This is a genomic window from Falsibacillus albus (assembly GCF_003668575.1).
Lineage (GTDB): Bacteria > Bacillota > Bacilli > Bacillales > DSM-25281 > Falsibacillus > Falsibacillus albus.
In genome coordinates, this window is the sequence record NZ_RCVZ01000006.1 from 112619 (window position 1) to 129057 (window position 16439).

Consider the following 16439-nt stretch of genomic DNA (forward strand, 5'->3'; position numbering starts at 1 on the left):
ATTGATATGAAGCAGGAGTTGCCGAATATTAATAAGCCGGTAATAACCCATTCACAATTGGTTAAGTATGCTGGAGCATCCGGTGATTTCAATCCCATACATACTGTTGTCCCAGTTGCGAAGGAAGCTGGATTAAAGGATTGTATCGCACATGGCATGCTTGTGATGGGAATGGCTGGCCAAGCATTGGGAACATGGTTTCCACGGGAAAGCTTACGGGGGTTTAAAGTCCGCTTTCAAAAGATGACCTACCCAGGAGAAGTATTGACAGTAAAAGGTAGATTGATAGAAGGTGAGCTTGACAAAGATGGGTTGGGACTGTCCAGAGGAGAGATCAGCGTCGAAAATGAGGAAGGGGAAGTAAAGCTTTCCGGTAGTTTTAATGTTCTTCAAAAATAGGAGGTTGGGAGTATGCTGGAAAATCAAGTGGCCATCATAACAGGTTCAGGAAGAGGTGTAGGAAGGGCGGTTGCCCTGCAAATGGCAAAATCCGGGGCGAAGGTCGTCGTATCCGATCGCGATGAAGCTCCAACGATGGAGGTTGTGGAAGAAATACGCTCGAATGGAGGAGAAGCTTTGGCTTTTCCTGGAGATGTAACAGATTCTCATTTCGCTGCAGAAATCATGAAAACAGCTGCTGAAACGTTTGGCGGCATTGATATTCTAGTCAACAATGCGGGATACACTTGGGACGGAATGATTCACAAGATGACAGATGAGCAATTTCAGGCGATGCTTGATATTCATCTGATTGCCCCATTTAAGCTCATTCGTGAAGCAGCGCCATATTTCCGCGAAGCAGGGAAAAAGGACATCGAAAATGGCACCCCGAAGTATCGAAAGATCGTCAACGTTTCATCCGTTGCCGGGGTAATGGGAAATGTTGGACAAGCAAACTATTCCTCTGCAAAAGCTGGCCTGATCGGTTTAACCAAAACGGTCGCTAGGGAATGGGGTGCATTCAATGTGAATTGCAATGCAGTGGCGTTTGGTTTAATTGATACGCGGCTGACACAAAAGAAGGAAATCGGAGAAAAAGTGAATGGCGTTGAAGTGGGGATCCCTGAGAAAGTTAGGACGATGTTTGAAAAGTCCATCCCACAAGGAAGAGGAGGCACACCTGACGAGGCTGCACAAGGAATATTTTACTTGGCATCCCCACTATCCAATTATACAAATGGTCAAGTCCTCCATATTAACGGAGGGTGGTATACGTGATTTTATGGGAGGTGATGAACCGGACAAACATCTAAATGTAATATTCATTGACGAATGGACTTGGAGAAGTTCAAGTGAAAACGAAAATGGAAATCAAATAATAGTGAGTCTTTAAAGGGGGATCCGATGCTTATGATGAACACTCAGCTTACATTGACTTCATTTATTCAGCGGGCAGAAAAATACTTTCCTCAAAAACAAATCATTTCCCGTACATTATCCGGCATTCACCGCTTTACATACGGACAATATGTAAAAAGAACGAAGAGGCTGGCTTCTGCACTGACATCCCTTGGGATGGAAAAAGGAATGAAAATCGGGACATTCGCTTGGAACCACCACCGTCATTTGGAGGCCTATTTTGCTGTCCCTTGCAGCGGGGCTGTTCTCCACATGATCAACATCAGATTGTCGCCTGAACATCTTACCTATGTGATCAATCATGCAGAAGACAAAATTTTATTAATAGATGAAGATCTGATTCCATTGATTGAAAATATTCAAGATAAACTTGCCACAGTGGAAAAATATATCATCATGACCGATAAGCAAGAACTCCCCGAAACTTCATTATCACCAGTTTATTCCTACGAAGATTTATTGCAAAAAAGCGACGAAAACCATCCATTTGATGAACACCTCGATGAAAATGCTCCCGCCGGAATGTGCTATACATCAGCGACGACAGGAAATCCGAAAGGTGTCGTATATTCACACCGTGGCATATACCTTCACAGTATGTCGATCGGGCTGGTGGATACGCTTGGGATCTCGGAAAGGGATACTTGCATGCCGGTAGTGCCGATGTTTCATGCCAATGCTTGGGGCATGCCGTTTGCTGCCGTCTGGTTTGGGGCTAACCAAGTTTTTCCCGGTCCTGGCATGACACCGGCTATCATCGCTGAATTGATCACACAGGAAAAGGTCACTTTCACCGCTGGGGTTCCAACCATTTGGCTCGGACTGTTGAAGGAGCTTGAAAAGGGGGATTATGACATCAGCAGCTTAAGGGCATTGATTTGCGGAGGCGCTGCTGCCCCTAAAAGCGTGATCAGGGCATTTGAAAACAAATACCATGTTCCTTTCATTCATGGATATGGGATGACGGAAACAAGCCCTGTCGCTACATTGTCCACACTGAAAAGCGGGATGGTGGACGCCTCGAAGGAAGAAATTATCGAAGTGCGGGCCAAGCAGGGTCTGGTCGTGCCAGGACTGGATATCAAAATCGTGAATGAAAATGGTGAGGTACCATGGGATGGCAAGACGATGGGGGAATTACTCATACGCGGCCCTTGGGTTGCAGATGAGTATTACAAAGATGATAGAAGTGCTGATGCTTTTAAGGATGGGTGGCTGTACACAGGCGATATAGCAGTGATGGACATGGAAGGATGCATCAAAATCATGGATCGGACCAAAGATTTGATCAAAAGTGGTGGAGAATGGATTTCTTCAGTGGATTTGGAAAATGCTCTTATGTCGCATGAAGCTGTTTTCGAGGCAGCAGTTGTAGCTGTCCCGCATGAAAAGTGGCAGGAGAGGCCGGTTGCATGCGTCGTTTTGAAAGACGATTATCATGGCAAGGTTTCAAAGGATGAGCTCCTCGAATATCTGTCCCGCCAATTTGCCAAGTGGTGGCTTCCGGATGATGTTCTATTCATGGAAGAAATTCCGAAGACTTCTGTCGGGAAATTTTTAAAAAGAGCGCTAAGAGATCAATTAAAAGAGCAGTATTCAAATAACTGAGGAGGCTGGATGATGTATCCTACGATAGGCGATGTATTTGAACAATCCGTCAAAAGATCCCCTAAAAAAGAGGCATTGGTCGATATGACCCGGCAAAAACGGTGGACATTCGAGGAATGGAACGATGATGTTAATCGTGCTGCCAATGCATTGCTTCAGGAAGGAGTAAGAAAGGGAGATCGTGTGTCTACCTTCTTATATAATGGAAGTGAACTCGCGATCGTCTTTTTTGCCTGCGCCAAAATTGGGGCAGTGCTGAATCCGATCAATTTCCGTTTGAAATCCGAAGAGGTCGCGTACATCTTAAACGACGCAGCGCCAAAAGTAGTTCTTTTTGAACCCATGCTCTCGGATCAAATCGAATGCATCCATGAGCGTTTTCCCCATTCTTCCTTTTGGTGTACCGACATAAATCCTCCTACCTTTGCAAAAGGTTTTTGGGACTTGATTGTAAGCGCTTCAGATGTATTGCCGAAGCAGGACGTAGATGAAAAAGATCTTTACGCCATCATGTATACGAGCGGTACGACGGGTAGACCAAAAGGAGTGCTCCATCGCCATCGTGATATGGTAGAGCAAAGCCTCGTTTGCTTGGCTGTTAAGAAGCTAGGTCCGAACGACATAGGATTAGTGGCAGCACCTATGTTTCATTGTGCCGAGCTGCACTGCTGTTTCTTGCCGAGGGTGCATGTCGGGGCGAAAAATGTGATCATCCATCATTTTGACCCGGCCAATGTAGTGGATGTTATAAATAAAGAGGGAATCACAACGATGTTTGGGGCGCCGACGATGTGGAACATGCTCCTACAGCAAGATTTCAAAAAGGAAACGATTCCTACATTAAGGGTAGGTCTCTATGGAGCGGCGCCAATGGCTCCTGTCCTTGTCATGGCTGTCAAGGAAAAGCTTGGAATCGATTTGATCCAAGCATATGGCCAGACGGAGATGGGACCAGCCGTCACCTTCTTGCTTGAAGATGAGCAAATCACGAAAGCAGGATCTGCAGGAAAAGCTTGTTTCAACCATGAGATAAGAGTAGTCCGGACGAATGAAAAAGGTCCCTCTGAACCAGATGACATTTTGCCACCGGGGGAAGTTGGAGAAATCATCATGAGGGGCCCTTCGATGATGGCTGGATACTTCAATCGTGAGGAAGCGACAGAAAAGGCTCTTTACAAAGGATGGTATCATTCCAGCGATTTAGGGTTCATGGACCATGAAGGCTACTTATACATTGCAGATCGAGTGGACGACATGATCATAAGCGGTGGGGAGAATGTGTACCCTCGGGAAGTAGAAGATTTTCTTCATGAACATGAAGGGATCCTGGATGTCGCGGTTCTTGGCGAACCTCATGAAAAGTGGGGAGAACAGGTGGCTGCCTTTATCGTTCTGAAAGAATCGGTAAGCTTGACTGCAGAAGAATTGGACGTTTTCTGTAAGAACAGTTCGAAGCTGGCTGATTACAAGCGGCCAAGGAACTATCGATTTGTGAAAGCCCTTCCTCGAAATGCAAGCGGTAAAATCCAAAAATTCCTGCTGAGGGAGCAGCTGAACGAGATTCATCAATAGACGCCCTACATCCCTGCTCTACGAATGAAGAGCGGGGTGATTTTTTAATTTAGGATGTTTTCTAAAAGATTGTTTTTTTGTCGTTGATTTTCAAAAATTTTTGTCATCTGATGTTGATTGGAGCAGCAGGTGCGAGAACCCTGGGGCGAAGCCGAGGAGAGGTTGGGCAGATGTTCGATTAAGTTCGGCAATCCGTGTGCCAACATCGAACGACCTCACTTCGTGTGTGGCCCCTCGGAAGGGAGCATCCTGAATCGGTAATCAACCTTGCATACATTGATGAATAGCAACAAACTTTACGAAAAGCGCCTTAATTCATAGAAAATTTTGAATATTGTTAAAATAATAGAATAAATCATTTTTAAGGGAAGTAGAATGAATGAAAACACATCAGTTTGAAGATCTTCAGATGGCAGAAATAAAAGTAGCTTTTGGCAGGCAGGCATTGACTGTTTATATGTATATGATCGATGGGATGCTGGTGGACACCGGCCCATATTCACGGCATAAGGAATTGAAGGAATTATTGAAAAACTGGAACTTCAATAAAGTGGTGCTGACGCATCATCATGAAGACCATACGGGACTGGCACATTGGATACAGGAGAATAAAGATGTCCCTCTTTTCATCCATTCCTCAGGAATCGAATTGTGCCAGAAAAAAGCTAAACTTCCGCTTTACCGCCGGGTATTTTGGGGGAGCAGGGCTCCATTTGAACCAATTGAACTTCCAAATCGATTTCACAGCGATCATTATGAATGGAGGGCTGTCCATACTCCCGGTCATGCTTGTGATCATGTCACATTGTTCAACCAAGAAAAAGGCTGGATGTTTGGCGGTGACCTATATGTATTAGGCAAGCCCAAAAGCATGTTTGCTTTCGAGAGCGCGCCTATGGTCATGGACTCATTAAGGAAAGTCTTATCCTATGATTTCGATGCATATATTTGTTCCCACGCCGGCATCCTTCGGAATGGAAAGCAGGATATCAAGAAAAAACTGAATTATTTAGAGGAGATGGAAGGAAAGATTCTCGAGCTGAACAAAAAGGGATTTCCCCCTAAAGCGATTTCAAATGAATTGTTCCCTAAGAAACATGCACTGAATTATTTGTCATTATTCGAGAACTCACCCCACCATTTGGTTAATTCTTTTTTAAACGCAAAGTGAATTGAAGGTCTAGGGGGATAACGAGGTGAAAAATCTTTACAAGGATTTCTTTTTACATCGTGACCTTGTAATCTTGTTTTTAATTACGATTGGACTGTTAAGTGTGGTAACTGAAACAGGGTGGAATTGGGGAAAGGCGGTATCTTACTTGCTTGGATGGATTGTGTTTATGTTCAGTGAGTATTTGACGCACCGTTTTGTCTTTCATTTGAAAGCACCAAAGAATCCATTCCTGTTGAAGCTGTTGCGCAGACTCCACTATGACCACCATGTATATCCGAACGAGCTGCATTTGTTATTTCTTCCAATCTGGTACAGCCTCCCAAGCATGGTTGTCCTGACTGCCATTTATTATTTGATCCATCCAATTGCTTTCGAAACATTTGCTTTTTCTACGGGATTGCTGACCATGTTGATCACTTATGAATGGACGCATTATGTTGCACACCGTCCGATTAAACCAAAGACCAAATTGGGGAAGTGGCTGAAAAAGGGTCACATTCTCCATCATTATAAAAATGAGAATTTCTGGTTTGGGGTTTCGAGCCCATTTATTGATGTCTTATTTGGAACATTGAAAGATGAAAAGGATGTGGAACTAAGTACGACAGTCAAAGATTTAGAAAAAAGTAAATCTCAAATGGAAGCAAAATAATCTGGTATGCCTGGCAGAATTGCTCCTGCCAGTTTTTTTTCGTATTCTACACATGTATAGTGTTGGTCAAATTCTATATTGCGACAGGAACTCTAAAAACTTTTTTTCCAGTGAGTGTTCGTATTTTAATACTGCAAATGTTTTGGCAGTTGGCATTTGAAATCCTGTACAGGGGACTTCCAGCAGCCTGCCCTCCATAAGTTCCCTTCTTACGGTGGAAGACGGGAGGAAGGAAACGCCAAGTCCTTCGACTATGAACCTTTTGGTTACATGAACCTGTGAGACGGTCATCGTTTTCAATCCAGCTGCCTTCGTTCTGATGGTGCGAAGCAGCTTATCCCAATAATCAGGGTGGTTATGTGTAATCAAATGATAATCAGCCAATAATTCAAGTACATCTAATGGAGGTGCTGTTTCGCTGTCCCTTCCATCATGCGGAGCTACGAAAATGACTGGGTCTTCATACAATAAGCGGCATATTAAATCAGCGTTTTGAATCTGGAGGCAACTGAGCCCAATATCCACTTCCCCTTTGTGGACAGCGCTTTCGATGGCTAGAGATTCGATAATCTGAACCGATATTTCCACCGCTGGAAAGGCATTCATGAATTGCTTCAAGACAAATGGCATGATTGTATCTGCAATCAATGGGGAAATTCCAAGATTGAGGGATTGCGAATACCCCTGCTTCATTCGATGTATTTCCAATAGGCTTTTATCATATTGGTCGATCATCGACACCGCATGGGGGAGGAAGCGCTTGCCTTCTTCAGTCAATAGGATGTTCCGTCCTTTTTTGTTGAAAAGCTTGCAGGACAACTCCTCTTCAATAAGTTTGATGTGAATGGAAACCGAGGGCTGCGAGATAAAAAGTTCTTCTGAAGCTTTTCGAAAGTTCTCATGCTTTGCCGCCGAAATAAAAGTATGCAGCCATTTCATTTCCATTTCAATCAGCTCCTCATATCGATTAAATACTTTTATTAAAATAATTAAAAATATTTAATTTTTTAAAATGATTATACCATATATACTGAAATTATAACGAGGAGAGGGGAAGAGAAAATGATTCAAGGATTAAAGGGTGTCATAGCTGCACAAACATCCATCAGTTTCATTGATGGGGAAAAAGGGCAGTTGGTGTATCGCGGGCTGAATGCAAAGAATGTTGCGTTGAACTACACGTTCGAAGAGGCGGCATACCTTTTATGGTTTGGTAATTTACCGGACGAGATCCAATATCAAGAATTAAGTGATAAGCTGAAGGCAAACCGTGAAATGCCGGTTTATGTCAAAAAGGTGATTGATGAACTTCCGCTAGATTTGGACATGATGGGGGTTCTTAGGACGTTAATATCTTCAATGGAAAATGAATTCTTCCAATGGCAGCCGAGCATCGATCAGGCAATCCAATTAACTGCGATCATCCCGTCGATCATCGCTTATCGCAAAAGAAGAATGAAAGGTTTGAACCCTATTGCTCCCAACAATCAGCTGAATCATGTTGCCAATTATTTATATATGCTGACAGGTGAAATGCCAAGTGAAATCCACATAAAAGCTTTGGAAGCATACATGATTCTGACATTGGAACATGGCATGAATGCTTCCACATTTTCAGCAAGAGTGACGATATCAACACAGTCTGATATGGTTTCGGCCATTACTTCCGCCATTGGCACGATGAAAGGTCCGCTTCATGGCGGCGCTCCATCCGGTGTTCTCAAAATGCTTGATGAAATAGGTGAAATCGAGAAGGCAGAGGGATGGCTCCGAAATAAAATCAGCAGTGGGGAAAGGCTGATGGGATTCGGTCACCGTGTATACAAAACAATCGATCCACGAGCTGTTGCGCTTAGGCAAAAGACTTTGGAAGTATCCGGACAGGACCGTTGGCTTGATCTTGCGCTTCATGTAGAGTCCTTGGCAACTGAACTGCTCGAAGAATATAAGCCTGGCAGACGATTGTATCCAAATGTAGAATTTTATGCAGCCGCTGTCATGAGGGCCATACAAATGGAAGAGGACCTATTCACCCCTACTTTCACTGCAAGCAGGGTTGTAGGATGGACGGCGCATATTATCGAACAAGGACAAAATAATTCCATATTCCGTCCAACCTCCGAATACATCGGAAAAATGCCAGGTGAAGAATCATATAAATAGTCTGTTTTCCAAAGGTTGTTAATTGAAGCGGGCCACTCGGAAAGCGGGATCCTGCGGCGGAAATCAATATTACTTAACTCTTATACAACAAACTTTACAAAAAGGGACCTGGAATATATTGCTGATAGTCAATAGCGGCGTATTTAGCAGCCTTGCAACTCTAATGAAGTGCAAGGTTTTTTTGATGAATGAATGTATTCCAAGGATTAATGATAGTATAATAATTTTATAGAAAAGGGAGGGGTGTCAGTTTTGAAAGATGCTTTGATGGAATTAACCGATAAAATGAAAGAAGAGTTTTATGAAATCAGTGAATACATATATCAAAATCCAGAACTTGGTGATAAGGAATATAAATCTTCACAAAAGTTGATTACATTTTTAAAAGATCACGGTTTCTACGTTGAAAAGGGTATTGTAAACCGAGAAACTGCATTTAAAGCTGTATTCAAAAGTGATAAACCTGGTCCTGTAATTGCCTATTTATGCGAATACGATGCATTGCCGGAGATTGGCCACGGGTGTGGGCACAATATGATCGGCACGATGAGCATGGCAGCAGGTGTCATCTTAAGCAAGTTCGTTTCGGAAACAGGCGGAGAAATCATGGTACTTGGAACTCCTGCAGAGGAAACAAATGGTGCAAAAGTTGCCATGGCTGAGCAGGGGGTTTTTGAAGGTATTGATGCGGCAATGATGGTTCATCCGTCAGGGCAATCTTATGAGAGCGGTGAATCCCTTGCCATGGATGCCATTGAATTTGAATATCATGGTAAGACTTCTCACGCAGCTGCATCCCCGGAAAAAGGGATCAATGCCCTGGATGCGGTGCTAATGCTGTTTAATGGGATTAATGCTCTCAGGCAGCAAGTGAGGCAGGACGTCCGGATGCATGGAATCATAGCGGATGGTGGAGTTGCGGCAAACGTAATTCCAGATTATGCACGTGCACAATTTTATTTCCGTGCAAAGGATCGCGGCTATTTAAATGAAATAGTGGAAAAGGTAAAAGGAATTGCAGAAGGAGCATCCCGAATGACCGGTGCAGAATTGAAAATGAATAATTACGAATTAAGCTATGATGATATGGTGACAAATCATGCACTGTCTTCAGCATTTACAGCTAACCTTAAATTTGCAGGAGTAGATGAGGTGAAGCAGGCAAGCAAGGGCCTTGGATCCCTTGATATGGGGAATGTCAGCCATGTTGTCCCAGCAATTCATCCTTACATTGGATTGGATTGTCCCGGCCTGATTGGGCATACACGGGAGATGGCACAGTTGACCGTATCGGAACAAGGAAAAAGAGCCCTGATTCAAGGAATCAAAGCGTTGGCACTTACAGGGTATGATGTATTAACTGACAGGGACCTGCTTGAGAGGATCAAAGCTGAATTTTATGAGAATTCTTCAGGCAGAGTCAATGGCTGAGGCAGATTCAGTTTTTCGTCAGAGAGGATGGGACAAATCTAAATCACTTACTCTAAAGGCGAATCATATCGGAATTAATCATACGTCATTACACCGCTGTTGATTTCCGTGCAGGACTTCGCTTTCCGCGGGGCCTCACACGAAGTGAGGTCGTTCGATGTTGGTACACGACGTGCCGAACTTAATCGAACATCCGCCTTACTTCTCCTCGCTATGCTGCGGGGTCTCACCTGTCTAGATCTGGGGCTTAGGGGCTCGAGGTCATAAGCCCCTAGGCAAAGCCCCGCCGCTTTTCTAACTATCCCGCTAATCCCGCCGGAGTCTTCGTATTGCACTCCATTCAACACCTAGAATATGCTAATAACAACAAATACGCTTTAACATGAAAAACCCGAACGAATCTGAATTCTATAGGAAGAATTCGGATTATAGTTCGGGTTTTTATTCAACTAAAGTACATTTGTCCCAGCCTTTTTGCCTATTTTGCATTTCAATTGCCCAAATTTAATGAATGGTATGATCCGCCAAAGTCACTGAAATATGATCCATAAAAGAAGTAAGCTCTTCAGTGCTGTTAAAGGAGGCTTGAGCTTGATTTGAGCCTCCACCACCTTTCCCTTCATATAAAGGTAGAGTTTCTTTGAAAAGTTGTCCGCAATGAATATCCATATTCCCACTGTGCATCAACAATACTTTTTTCTCTTGAAGGCTTCCTGCCAATACGATGCGCGACCCATCCTTTACCAGCTCTTTAGCGATGACCTGTATCTCACTTAAAGATTTCTCTGAAAAACATTCTTGAATAAAAGAAGAAGTGGTTTCCTGAATCAGTTTGCGTGCTGTAAATATGGCATTCTCTTCTGAAATTTCCTTGGCGCGCTTTTGAAGGGACTTGTTTTCCTTCTCAAGTTTTTGTATCCTTTCCAACACTTCATCTTGACCAGTTGAAAAATGAAGGGAAATGTCCCGCAGTGTTTTATGTGCTTGTTGATAATTAGTCAGGGCACGTCTCCCGCAAACAAAATAGACCCTCGTGAATTGCTTGTTTTTTTCAGTCTTTAAAATTTTCAGCATCCCCAATTCTCCTGTAGAAGCTGCATGTGTACCACAGCATGCCGAATAATCCAAACCTTGGATTTCAACGATGCGTATATTCTCTGTTACTTTCGGTATTTTTCGCAATGGAATCGTATTCAATTGATTTTCTTCCAGATAATAGGTTTTGATTGGAATATTAGATTGAATATAATGATTCGTCCTGTTCTCGATAGCTTCAATCTGTCCTTCAGATAAAGAAGGCGTATTCAGGTCGATGGCGACATACTCTTGACCAAGATGAAAGCTGACCGTTTCAGCATTATAGAGTTCGATGCAAACAGATGAAAGCAAATGCTGGCCGGTATGGTGCTGAGTATGGTCCGATCTTCTGTCGGCATCGACTCGACACTCGACAATGCCGGTTTCGGGAAGACGATCGACCTTATGTAGAATTTCATCATTCATTTCAATCACATCGATAACTGCTGCTTCCGCTATAAAGCCGGTGTCTGCAGGCTGCCCTCCGCCTTCTGGGTAAAAAGCAGTTTCCTCCAGGATGATAAAAAATCCATTTTCATTTGTTATTTTTTCCAATATAATTGTGTTCCATGAAAATAGCTCAGGTGCAGAATAATATAGTCTTTCATTCATTTCGGTCATCCTCTCAAAAATCATCATTAATTGGAGTATATCATGATTCACATATGGCTCTTACTTTTGAGAAATTATTTTTTTCCGTTCATACATATTTTAAAAACCACGGTAAAGACTATGGTTGAAAATATGAATGGAGGTAATGAAAATGAAATTAATGAAAATTGTTCTTGCATCAAGTCTTCTTGTCGTTCCTCTTGTCGGCTGTGCCACTAAAAACAATGATAACTTGAGTAGGAATCAAAAATTTCAAAATGTAAAATACAACCCTGGTACTGTAAACGATACGACTATGGACAACAATCCAAATAACAACATGTATAACAATACAAATGGCAACTACAGGGTAGCAAATAAAGTCGCTGACAAAGTCAATAGCTTGAATAATGTGAGCAATGCGAATGTATTGGTCACAGATCACACAGCATATGTCGCTGCTAAATTGAATGGAAAGAAAGAAGGAAACAAAACGAAGGATATGGAACATAAAATTTCCGATATGGTTAAAAAGGCGGATCCAAGCATTAATAATGTATATGTATCCACAAACCCTGATTTCGCAGATAGGCTAAAAGGATATGCTGACAAAATACAGGCAGGAAAACCTGTTAAAGGGCTTGGCCAAGAAATTTCCGAAACATTAAGAAGAATTTTCCCGAACCAGCGATAAATGAAAAAGGCCGCCACAAAACGTGGCGGCCTTTTTCATGTCAAATTCTTATTTGGATCGCATTCTGTCTTTTATCCATTCAACAATAAAAAGCATGGATCCAATGACAAACGGAAATACATAGTAGATCAATCGATAAAGGGCAAGCCCTAATAAGACTTCTTCCGCTTTGACACCCGCTAATTCTGATCCCATCAAGAATATCAGATCAAATGATCCTACCCCTCCGGGAATCATGGAAATGATCCCTGCGCAGATGGAGACAAGTGCAATGGGCATCAACACATGAAAGGGCAGCGGCACATGGAGGACGAACATGATGGCCCAAAGTGTCCCCAATACTGAAGTCCATTCTAAAAATGAAGTACAAATAAAAGATAAAACATATTTTCTTCTGAAAATGATATTGTTTTGTGATTTTCGAACATAATAGACAACCAGCAATATCGGTGTATATAAGGCGAATCCCCAAACAACAAACTTAACCCATTTTAATTCAGTAAGCACAGGTGTAAAGAATATATGAAACACAATCGTCCAGCAGATGATCGATAGGCCTGTCAAATAAAAAAGGGATAGGCTCGCAATGGCCTTTACCAAATGGAACTTATCAAATTTATTTTTTTGATAAAAATAAACCCTCAGCGCTGCGCCGCCCACTCCTCCAAACCCTAAAAAGTTTGAATAAGAATTTGCTGCATATGCATATCGTAAAGTCCGCAATAGCGGAATCCGAATATGAAAGAACCTGACCAAAGCAAAATCATACAGGCACATCGGCAGGACTGCCACCATCCCAACCACCAACAAAACAACGATCTGCTGCAGCGTAAGTTCATGGATGTGACGCTCAACCAAATGAAAATCAAAATTACGGAGCATCTTTCTGGATTCAAAATACAGCAAAAGAATCATTCCAAAAGCGAACAATAACTTTAAACTAAGTGAGACATATTTATTTTTAATTATTTTCATTATCTTCACCATCTATCATTATGACCAATAATTAACACGCAGATTCTATACTATCATAATAACAGCTGGATAAACATGTGAATTTTTAAAGATATGAATATTAAATAAACATGAGAAAAGTGAATGACTTATAAAAAGGCTATTTTCTCCAGCATGGTTGTTTTTAACGGTTTTTCTGATAAGAATTCTTCATAGCATGTTGATTGGAGCGGTTCGGAGGGCTAACCGCCTCCCCGGGAAGCAAGCACCTTGCCGTGGAAATCAACCTTGTCCAACCATTAATGATTAGCAACAAACTTTACGAATTTACCCCAAAAAAACAATTCCCCGCCATCATGCCGAGGCGGGGAATCGATTATATTTATTAAGATCGCAGCACTTTTTTCTCATGCTGATATTTTTTCCACTGATATCTGATAAAGCAGCCAATGCAAAACCCGAGTATAGCAATAAAAGCGGACAGCGCAACCATTGCGGTGAAAAAGTAAGCGGGGATAGTCCATCCGAATATATAGGAAATCAACGCGGCACCAAGGCAAATGACAGCGATTTTTTGATTGAATTGCTGCTGTTCCCAGTCCTCGGGAATATAATCTTTTGGAGATTTCCTTAAAAATAATTTGGCGATGCGCATGATAGGGTTTAAGTTGAACAGCAATCCTAACACTCCTGCAATGAATGGAATGGCCAAAAACCAAGTATATCCCGTGGTCCAAGTGAGCACGACAGAAAGTACAATCGACCATTGATTTGTACGGACAAGAGGTCGTGGGATAGATCGAGCATTCATTTCCATTTTTATTCCGACCTTTCTTATTGGAATTATTATATATTATTGTATCCTCTATTTTGTTTTTTGTGAACCGTTTTGCTCATAGTAAAATTCCCCTAAAGCAGGCAAGGAATTATGTTATGATAAATGGTAGATCAGATATCAGTTAGGAGCGAAATCATGCTTGAAAAAGCAAAACAAAAGTTGCAGACTTATTACGGATATGAGTCTTTCCGAAAAGGACAAGAACAAACAATATTAAGTGTAATGACAGGAAAGAATACGGCCTGCATCATGCCAACAGGCGGAGGGAAATCTCTCTGCTATCAAATACCGGCTCTTCTGCTGGAAGGAACGACCCTTGTCATTTCCCCTCTAATCTCCTTGATGAAAGACCAGGTGGATGCCTTGAGCCAGCTTGGTATTGCAGCTACTTATATCAATAGCTCACTTTCGAATGAAGCCATTGCGACAAGAATGAAAGCAGCGATGGAGCAGCGTTATAAACTTCTTTATATTGCCCCGGAAAGGTTGGAGGCTTCCCAGTTCATTCATCAGTTGAACCGGATCAAAATTCCATTGGTTGCCGTCGATGAAGCGCATTGTATTTCACAGTGGGGGCACGATTTCAGACCAAGCTATCTTTACATAGATAAAATGATCCAACAATTGTCTTCCGAGCCCAACATTGTAGCTTTGACCGCTACCGCAACTCCGCAGGTGAAAGAGGATATATGCAGCCGGTTGAGCATTTCATCCGATTCAACTGTTTCGACAGGCTTTTCCAGGGAGAATCTATCTTTTTACGTCAGCAAGGAAGCAGATCGAGAAAAATATTTGCATCAATATGTATTAAAAAATAAAGACGAAGCTGGCATCGTTTATGCATCGACCAGGAAAGAAGTCAATAAATTACATGAGCGCTTAAGTAATATCGGCATAAAAGTTGCCAAATACCATGGTGGAATGTCCGAAAAAGAACGGACCCAGGAGCAAGAGAGATTCCTCCAGGATGATGTCGCTTTGATGATCGCCACCAATGCTTTTGGAATGGGAATCGACAAATCGAATATCCGTTATGTCATTCATTATCAAATTCCCAAAAATATGGAGAGCTACTATCAGGAAGCAGGAAGGGCAGGAAGGGACAACCTCGAAAGCGAATGCATACTGCTATTCAGTGCACAGGATATTCACATTCAACGCTTCTTGATCGAACAATCCTCCAATGATGAAGATCGTGCCCATCAAGAGTTGAATAAACTCCAGCAGATGATTGATTTCTGCCATATCGACGGGTGTCTTCAAGCATACATTTTGGAATACTTCGGTGAGCAGGACCCCCTTCCATGTGGTAAATGCGGGAATTGTCAAGATGATCGGGAAAAAGTTGAAATCACGAAAACTGCCCAAATGATCCTTTCCTGCATGATCAGAATGGGGGAAAGATTCGGAAAGACATTGATAGCCCAAGTGCTCACCGGTTCCAAGAGCAAAAAAATCCGAGAACTTCATTTCCATCAATTGACGACATACGGCCTTTTAAAAAATAAAAGCTCAAAGGAAGTAGGGGAGTTGATCGACTTTCTTACTTCGGAAGGATTTATTGGAGTGACCTCCGGTGCATATCCAGTCCTATATGTCACAAATAAAGGAAAAGAAGTGCTTTTGAATAAGGTTCATGTATACAGGAAAGAAAGTTTGAAAATCCACAAGATCGTCGAAGACAATGGATTATTTGAAGAATTGCGTTCATTAAGAAAGCAATTGGCAGAACGTGAAGGCGTGCCGCCATTCGTGATCTTTTCAGATGAAACCCTTCGAGAAATGTGCAGCAAGCTTCCAATGAATCTTGAGGAGTTCCTTGAAGTAAAAGGTATTGGTGAGCATAAACAACAAAAGTACGGCGATGAATTTGTAACAGTGATCAGCGACTATGCTGCCAAAGAGAAAGCTGCCAATTCTTCCAACACTGAAGGCAAATCGCATCATGAAACCTATGAAATGCTTATGGACGGATTGTCCATCGATGAAATAGCCCAAAAAAGAGGCCTGGCCCTTCCAACAATCGAAAACCATATTTTAAAATCCATAGATGAAGGAAAAACAATCGATCTTGAGGGGTATCTTTCTGAAAACGACCAAGAATTGATTCAGAAGGCAATAGATATAGTCGGCACAGAAAAGCTGAAAGACATGAAAGAGCAGCTGCCTGAGGAAATCAGTTATTTTATGATAAAATTGTTTTTGGCAACTGCGAAAGAGAGGGTTTAACCTCTCTTATTTTTTAAAATTAATCATAATAATATTATGTAAACAAAATATTTACATGCAGACTTTCAGGTGGAATAATGAAGATAGGTTCTTTTTG

14 protein-coding genes are annotated in these 16439 nt (G+C 42.1%); 10 read left to right on the forward strand and 4 right to left on the reverse strand.

Going from position 1 to position 16439, the window contains the following annotated elements; genetic code table 11:
• The first annotated feature begins 6 nt into the window (after positions 1–6).
• The 6 genes from D9X91_RS10480 (at position 7) to D9X91_RS10505 (ending at position 6365) form a co-directional block, all read left to right on the forward strand.
• Positions 7–399: a MaoC/PaaZ C-terminal domain-containing protein gene (locus tag D9X91_RS10480; RefSeq protein ID WP_121680569.1), complete on the forward strand. Its 393-nt coding sequence runs from the start codon at positions 7–9 to the stop codon at positions 397–399.
• Positions 400–411: 12 nt separating this feature from the next.
• Positions 412–1218, forward strand: a complete 807-nt coding sequence (locus D9X91_RS10485; RefSeq protein ID WP_121680570.1) for an SDR family NAD(P)-dependent oxidoreductase — start codon at positions 412–414, stop codon at positions 1216–1218.
• A gap of 132 nt (positions 1219–1350) precedes the next feature.
• Positions 1351–2967 carry a long-chain fatty acid--CoA ligase gene (locus tag D9X91_RS10490; protein WP_121680682.1) on the forward strand — a complete coding sequence of 539 codons (1617 nt, stop codon included), beginning with the start codon at positions 1351–1353 and terminating at the stop codon, positions 2965–2967.
• Positions 2968–2979: 12 nt separating this feature from the next.
• Positions 2980–4539, forward strand: coding sequence for a fatty acid--CoA ligase (locus D9X91_RS10495; RefSeq protein ID WP_121680571.1), 1560 nt, complete (start codon positions 2980–2982; stop codon positions 4537–4539).
• A 379-nt stretch (positions 4540–4918) separates the two neighbouring features.
• On the forward strand, positions 4919–5710 hold the full coding sequence (locus tag D9X91_RS10500) for an MBL fold metallo-hydrolase (RefSeq protein WP_121680572.1): 792 nt from the start codon (positions 4919–4921) through the stop codon (positions 5708–5710).
• Between the two features lie 25 nt (positions 5711–5735).
• A complete protein-coding gene (locus D9X91_RS10505) occupies positions 5736–6365 on the forward strand; it encodes a sterol desaturase family protein (RefSeq protein WP_121680573.1) in 630 nt (209 codons plus the stop codon).
• 66 nt (positions 6366–6431) lie between these two features.
• On the opposite strand, the gene D9X91_RS10510 is transcribed toward D9X91_RS10505, so the two are convergent.
• Positions 6432–7310 (reverse strand): LysR family transcriptional regulator, encoded by an 879-nt coding sequence (locus D9X91_RS10510; protein ID WP_121680574.1) that lies wholly within the window; start codon positions 7308–7310, stop codon positions 6432–6434.
• A 117-nt stretch (positions 7311–7427) separates the two neighbouring features.
• Between D9X91_RS10510 and D9X91_RS10515 the strand changes: the two genes are divergently transcribed.
• The gene (locus D9X91_RS10515) at positions 7428–8528 is read left to right on the forward strand and encodes a citrate synthase/methylcitrate synthase (protein ID WP_121680575.1); all 1101 of its coding nucleotides are present in this window, start codon (positions 7428–7430) and stop codon (positions 8526–8528) included.
• 252 nt (positions 8529–8780) lie between these two features.
• A complete protein-coding gene (locus D9X91_RS10520) occupies positions 8781–9959 on the forward strand; it encodes a M20 family metallopeptidase (protein ID WP_407644186.1) in 1179 nt (392 codons plus the stop codon).
• A 504-nt stretch (positions 9960–10463) separates the two neighbouring features.
• Here D9X91_RS10520 and D9X91_RS10525 read toward each other — a convergent pair.
• Positions 10464–11648 carry an alanyl-tRNA editing protein gene (locus D9X91_RS10525; protein WP_158598285.1) on the reverse strand — a complete coding sequence of 395 codons (1185 nt, stop codon included), beginning with the start codon at positions 11646–11648 and terminating at the stop codon, positions 10464–10466.
• Positions 11649–11799: 151 nt separating this feature from the next.
• On the opposite strand from D9X91_RS10525, the gene D9X91_RS10530 reads away from it, so the two are divergent.
• Positions 11800–12321 (forward strand): YhcN/YlaJ family sporulation lipoprotein, encoded by a 522-nt coding sequence (locus tag D9X91_RS10530; protein WP_233569764.1) that lies wholly within the window; start codon positions 11800–11802, stop codon positions 12319–12321.
• 48 nt (positions 12322–12369) lie between these two features.
• On the opposite strand, the gene D9X91_RS10535 is transcribed toward D9X91_RS10530, so the two are convergent.
• Entirely contained in the window at positions 12370–13296 is a 927-nt protein-coding gene (locus D9X91_RS10535; RefSeq protein ID WP_158598286.1) for a lysylphosphatidylglycerol synthase domain-containing protein, read from the reverse strand.
• Between the two features lie 364 nt (positions 13297–13660).
• Complete coding sequence (locus D9X91_RS10540; protein WP_121680579.1) at positions 13661–14092, reverse strand: DUF4395 domain-containing protein; 432 nt, start codon at positions 14090–14092, stop codon at positions 13661–13663.
• A gap of 156 nt (positions 14093–14248) precedes the next feature.
• Here D9X91_RS10540 and recQ point away from each other — a divergent pair, with 156 nt between their 5' ends.
• A complete protein-coding gene (recQ, locus tag D9X91_RS10545) occupies positions 14249–16342 on the forward strand; it encodes a DNA helicase RecQ (RefSeq protein WP_121680580.1) in 2094 nt (697 codons plus the stop codon).
• Positions 16343–16439: the final 97 nt, after the last annotated feature.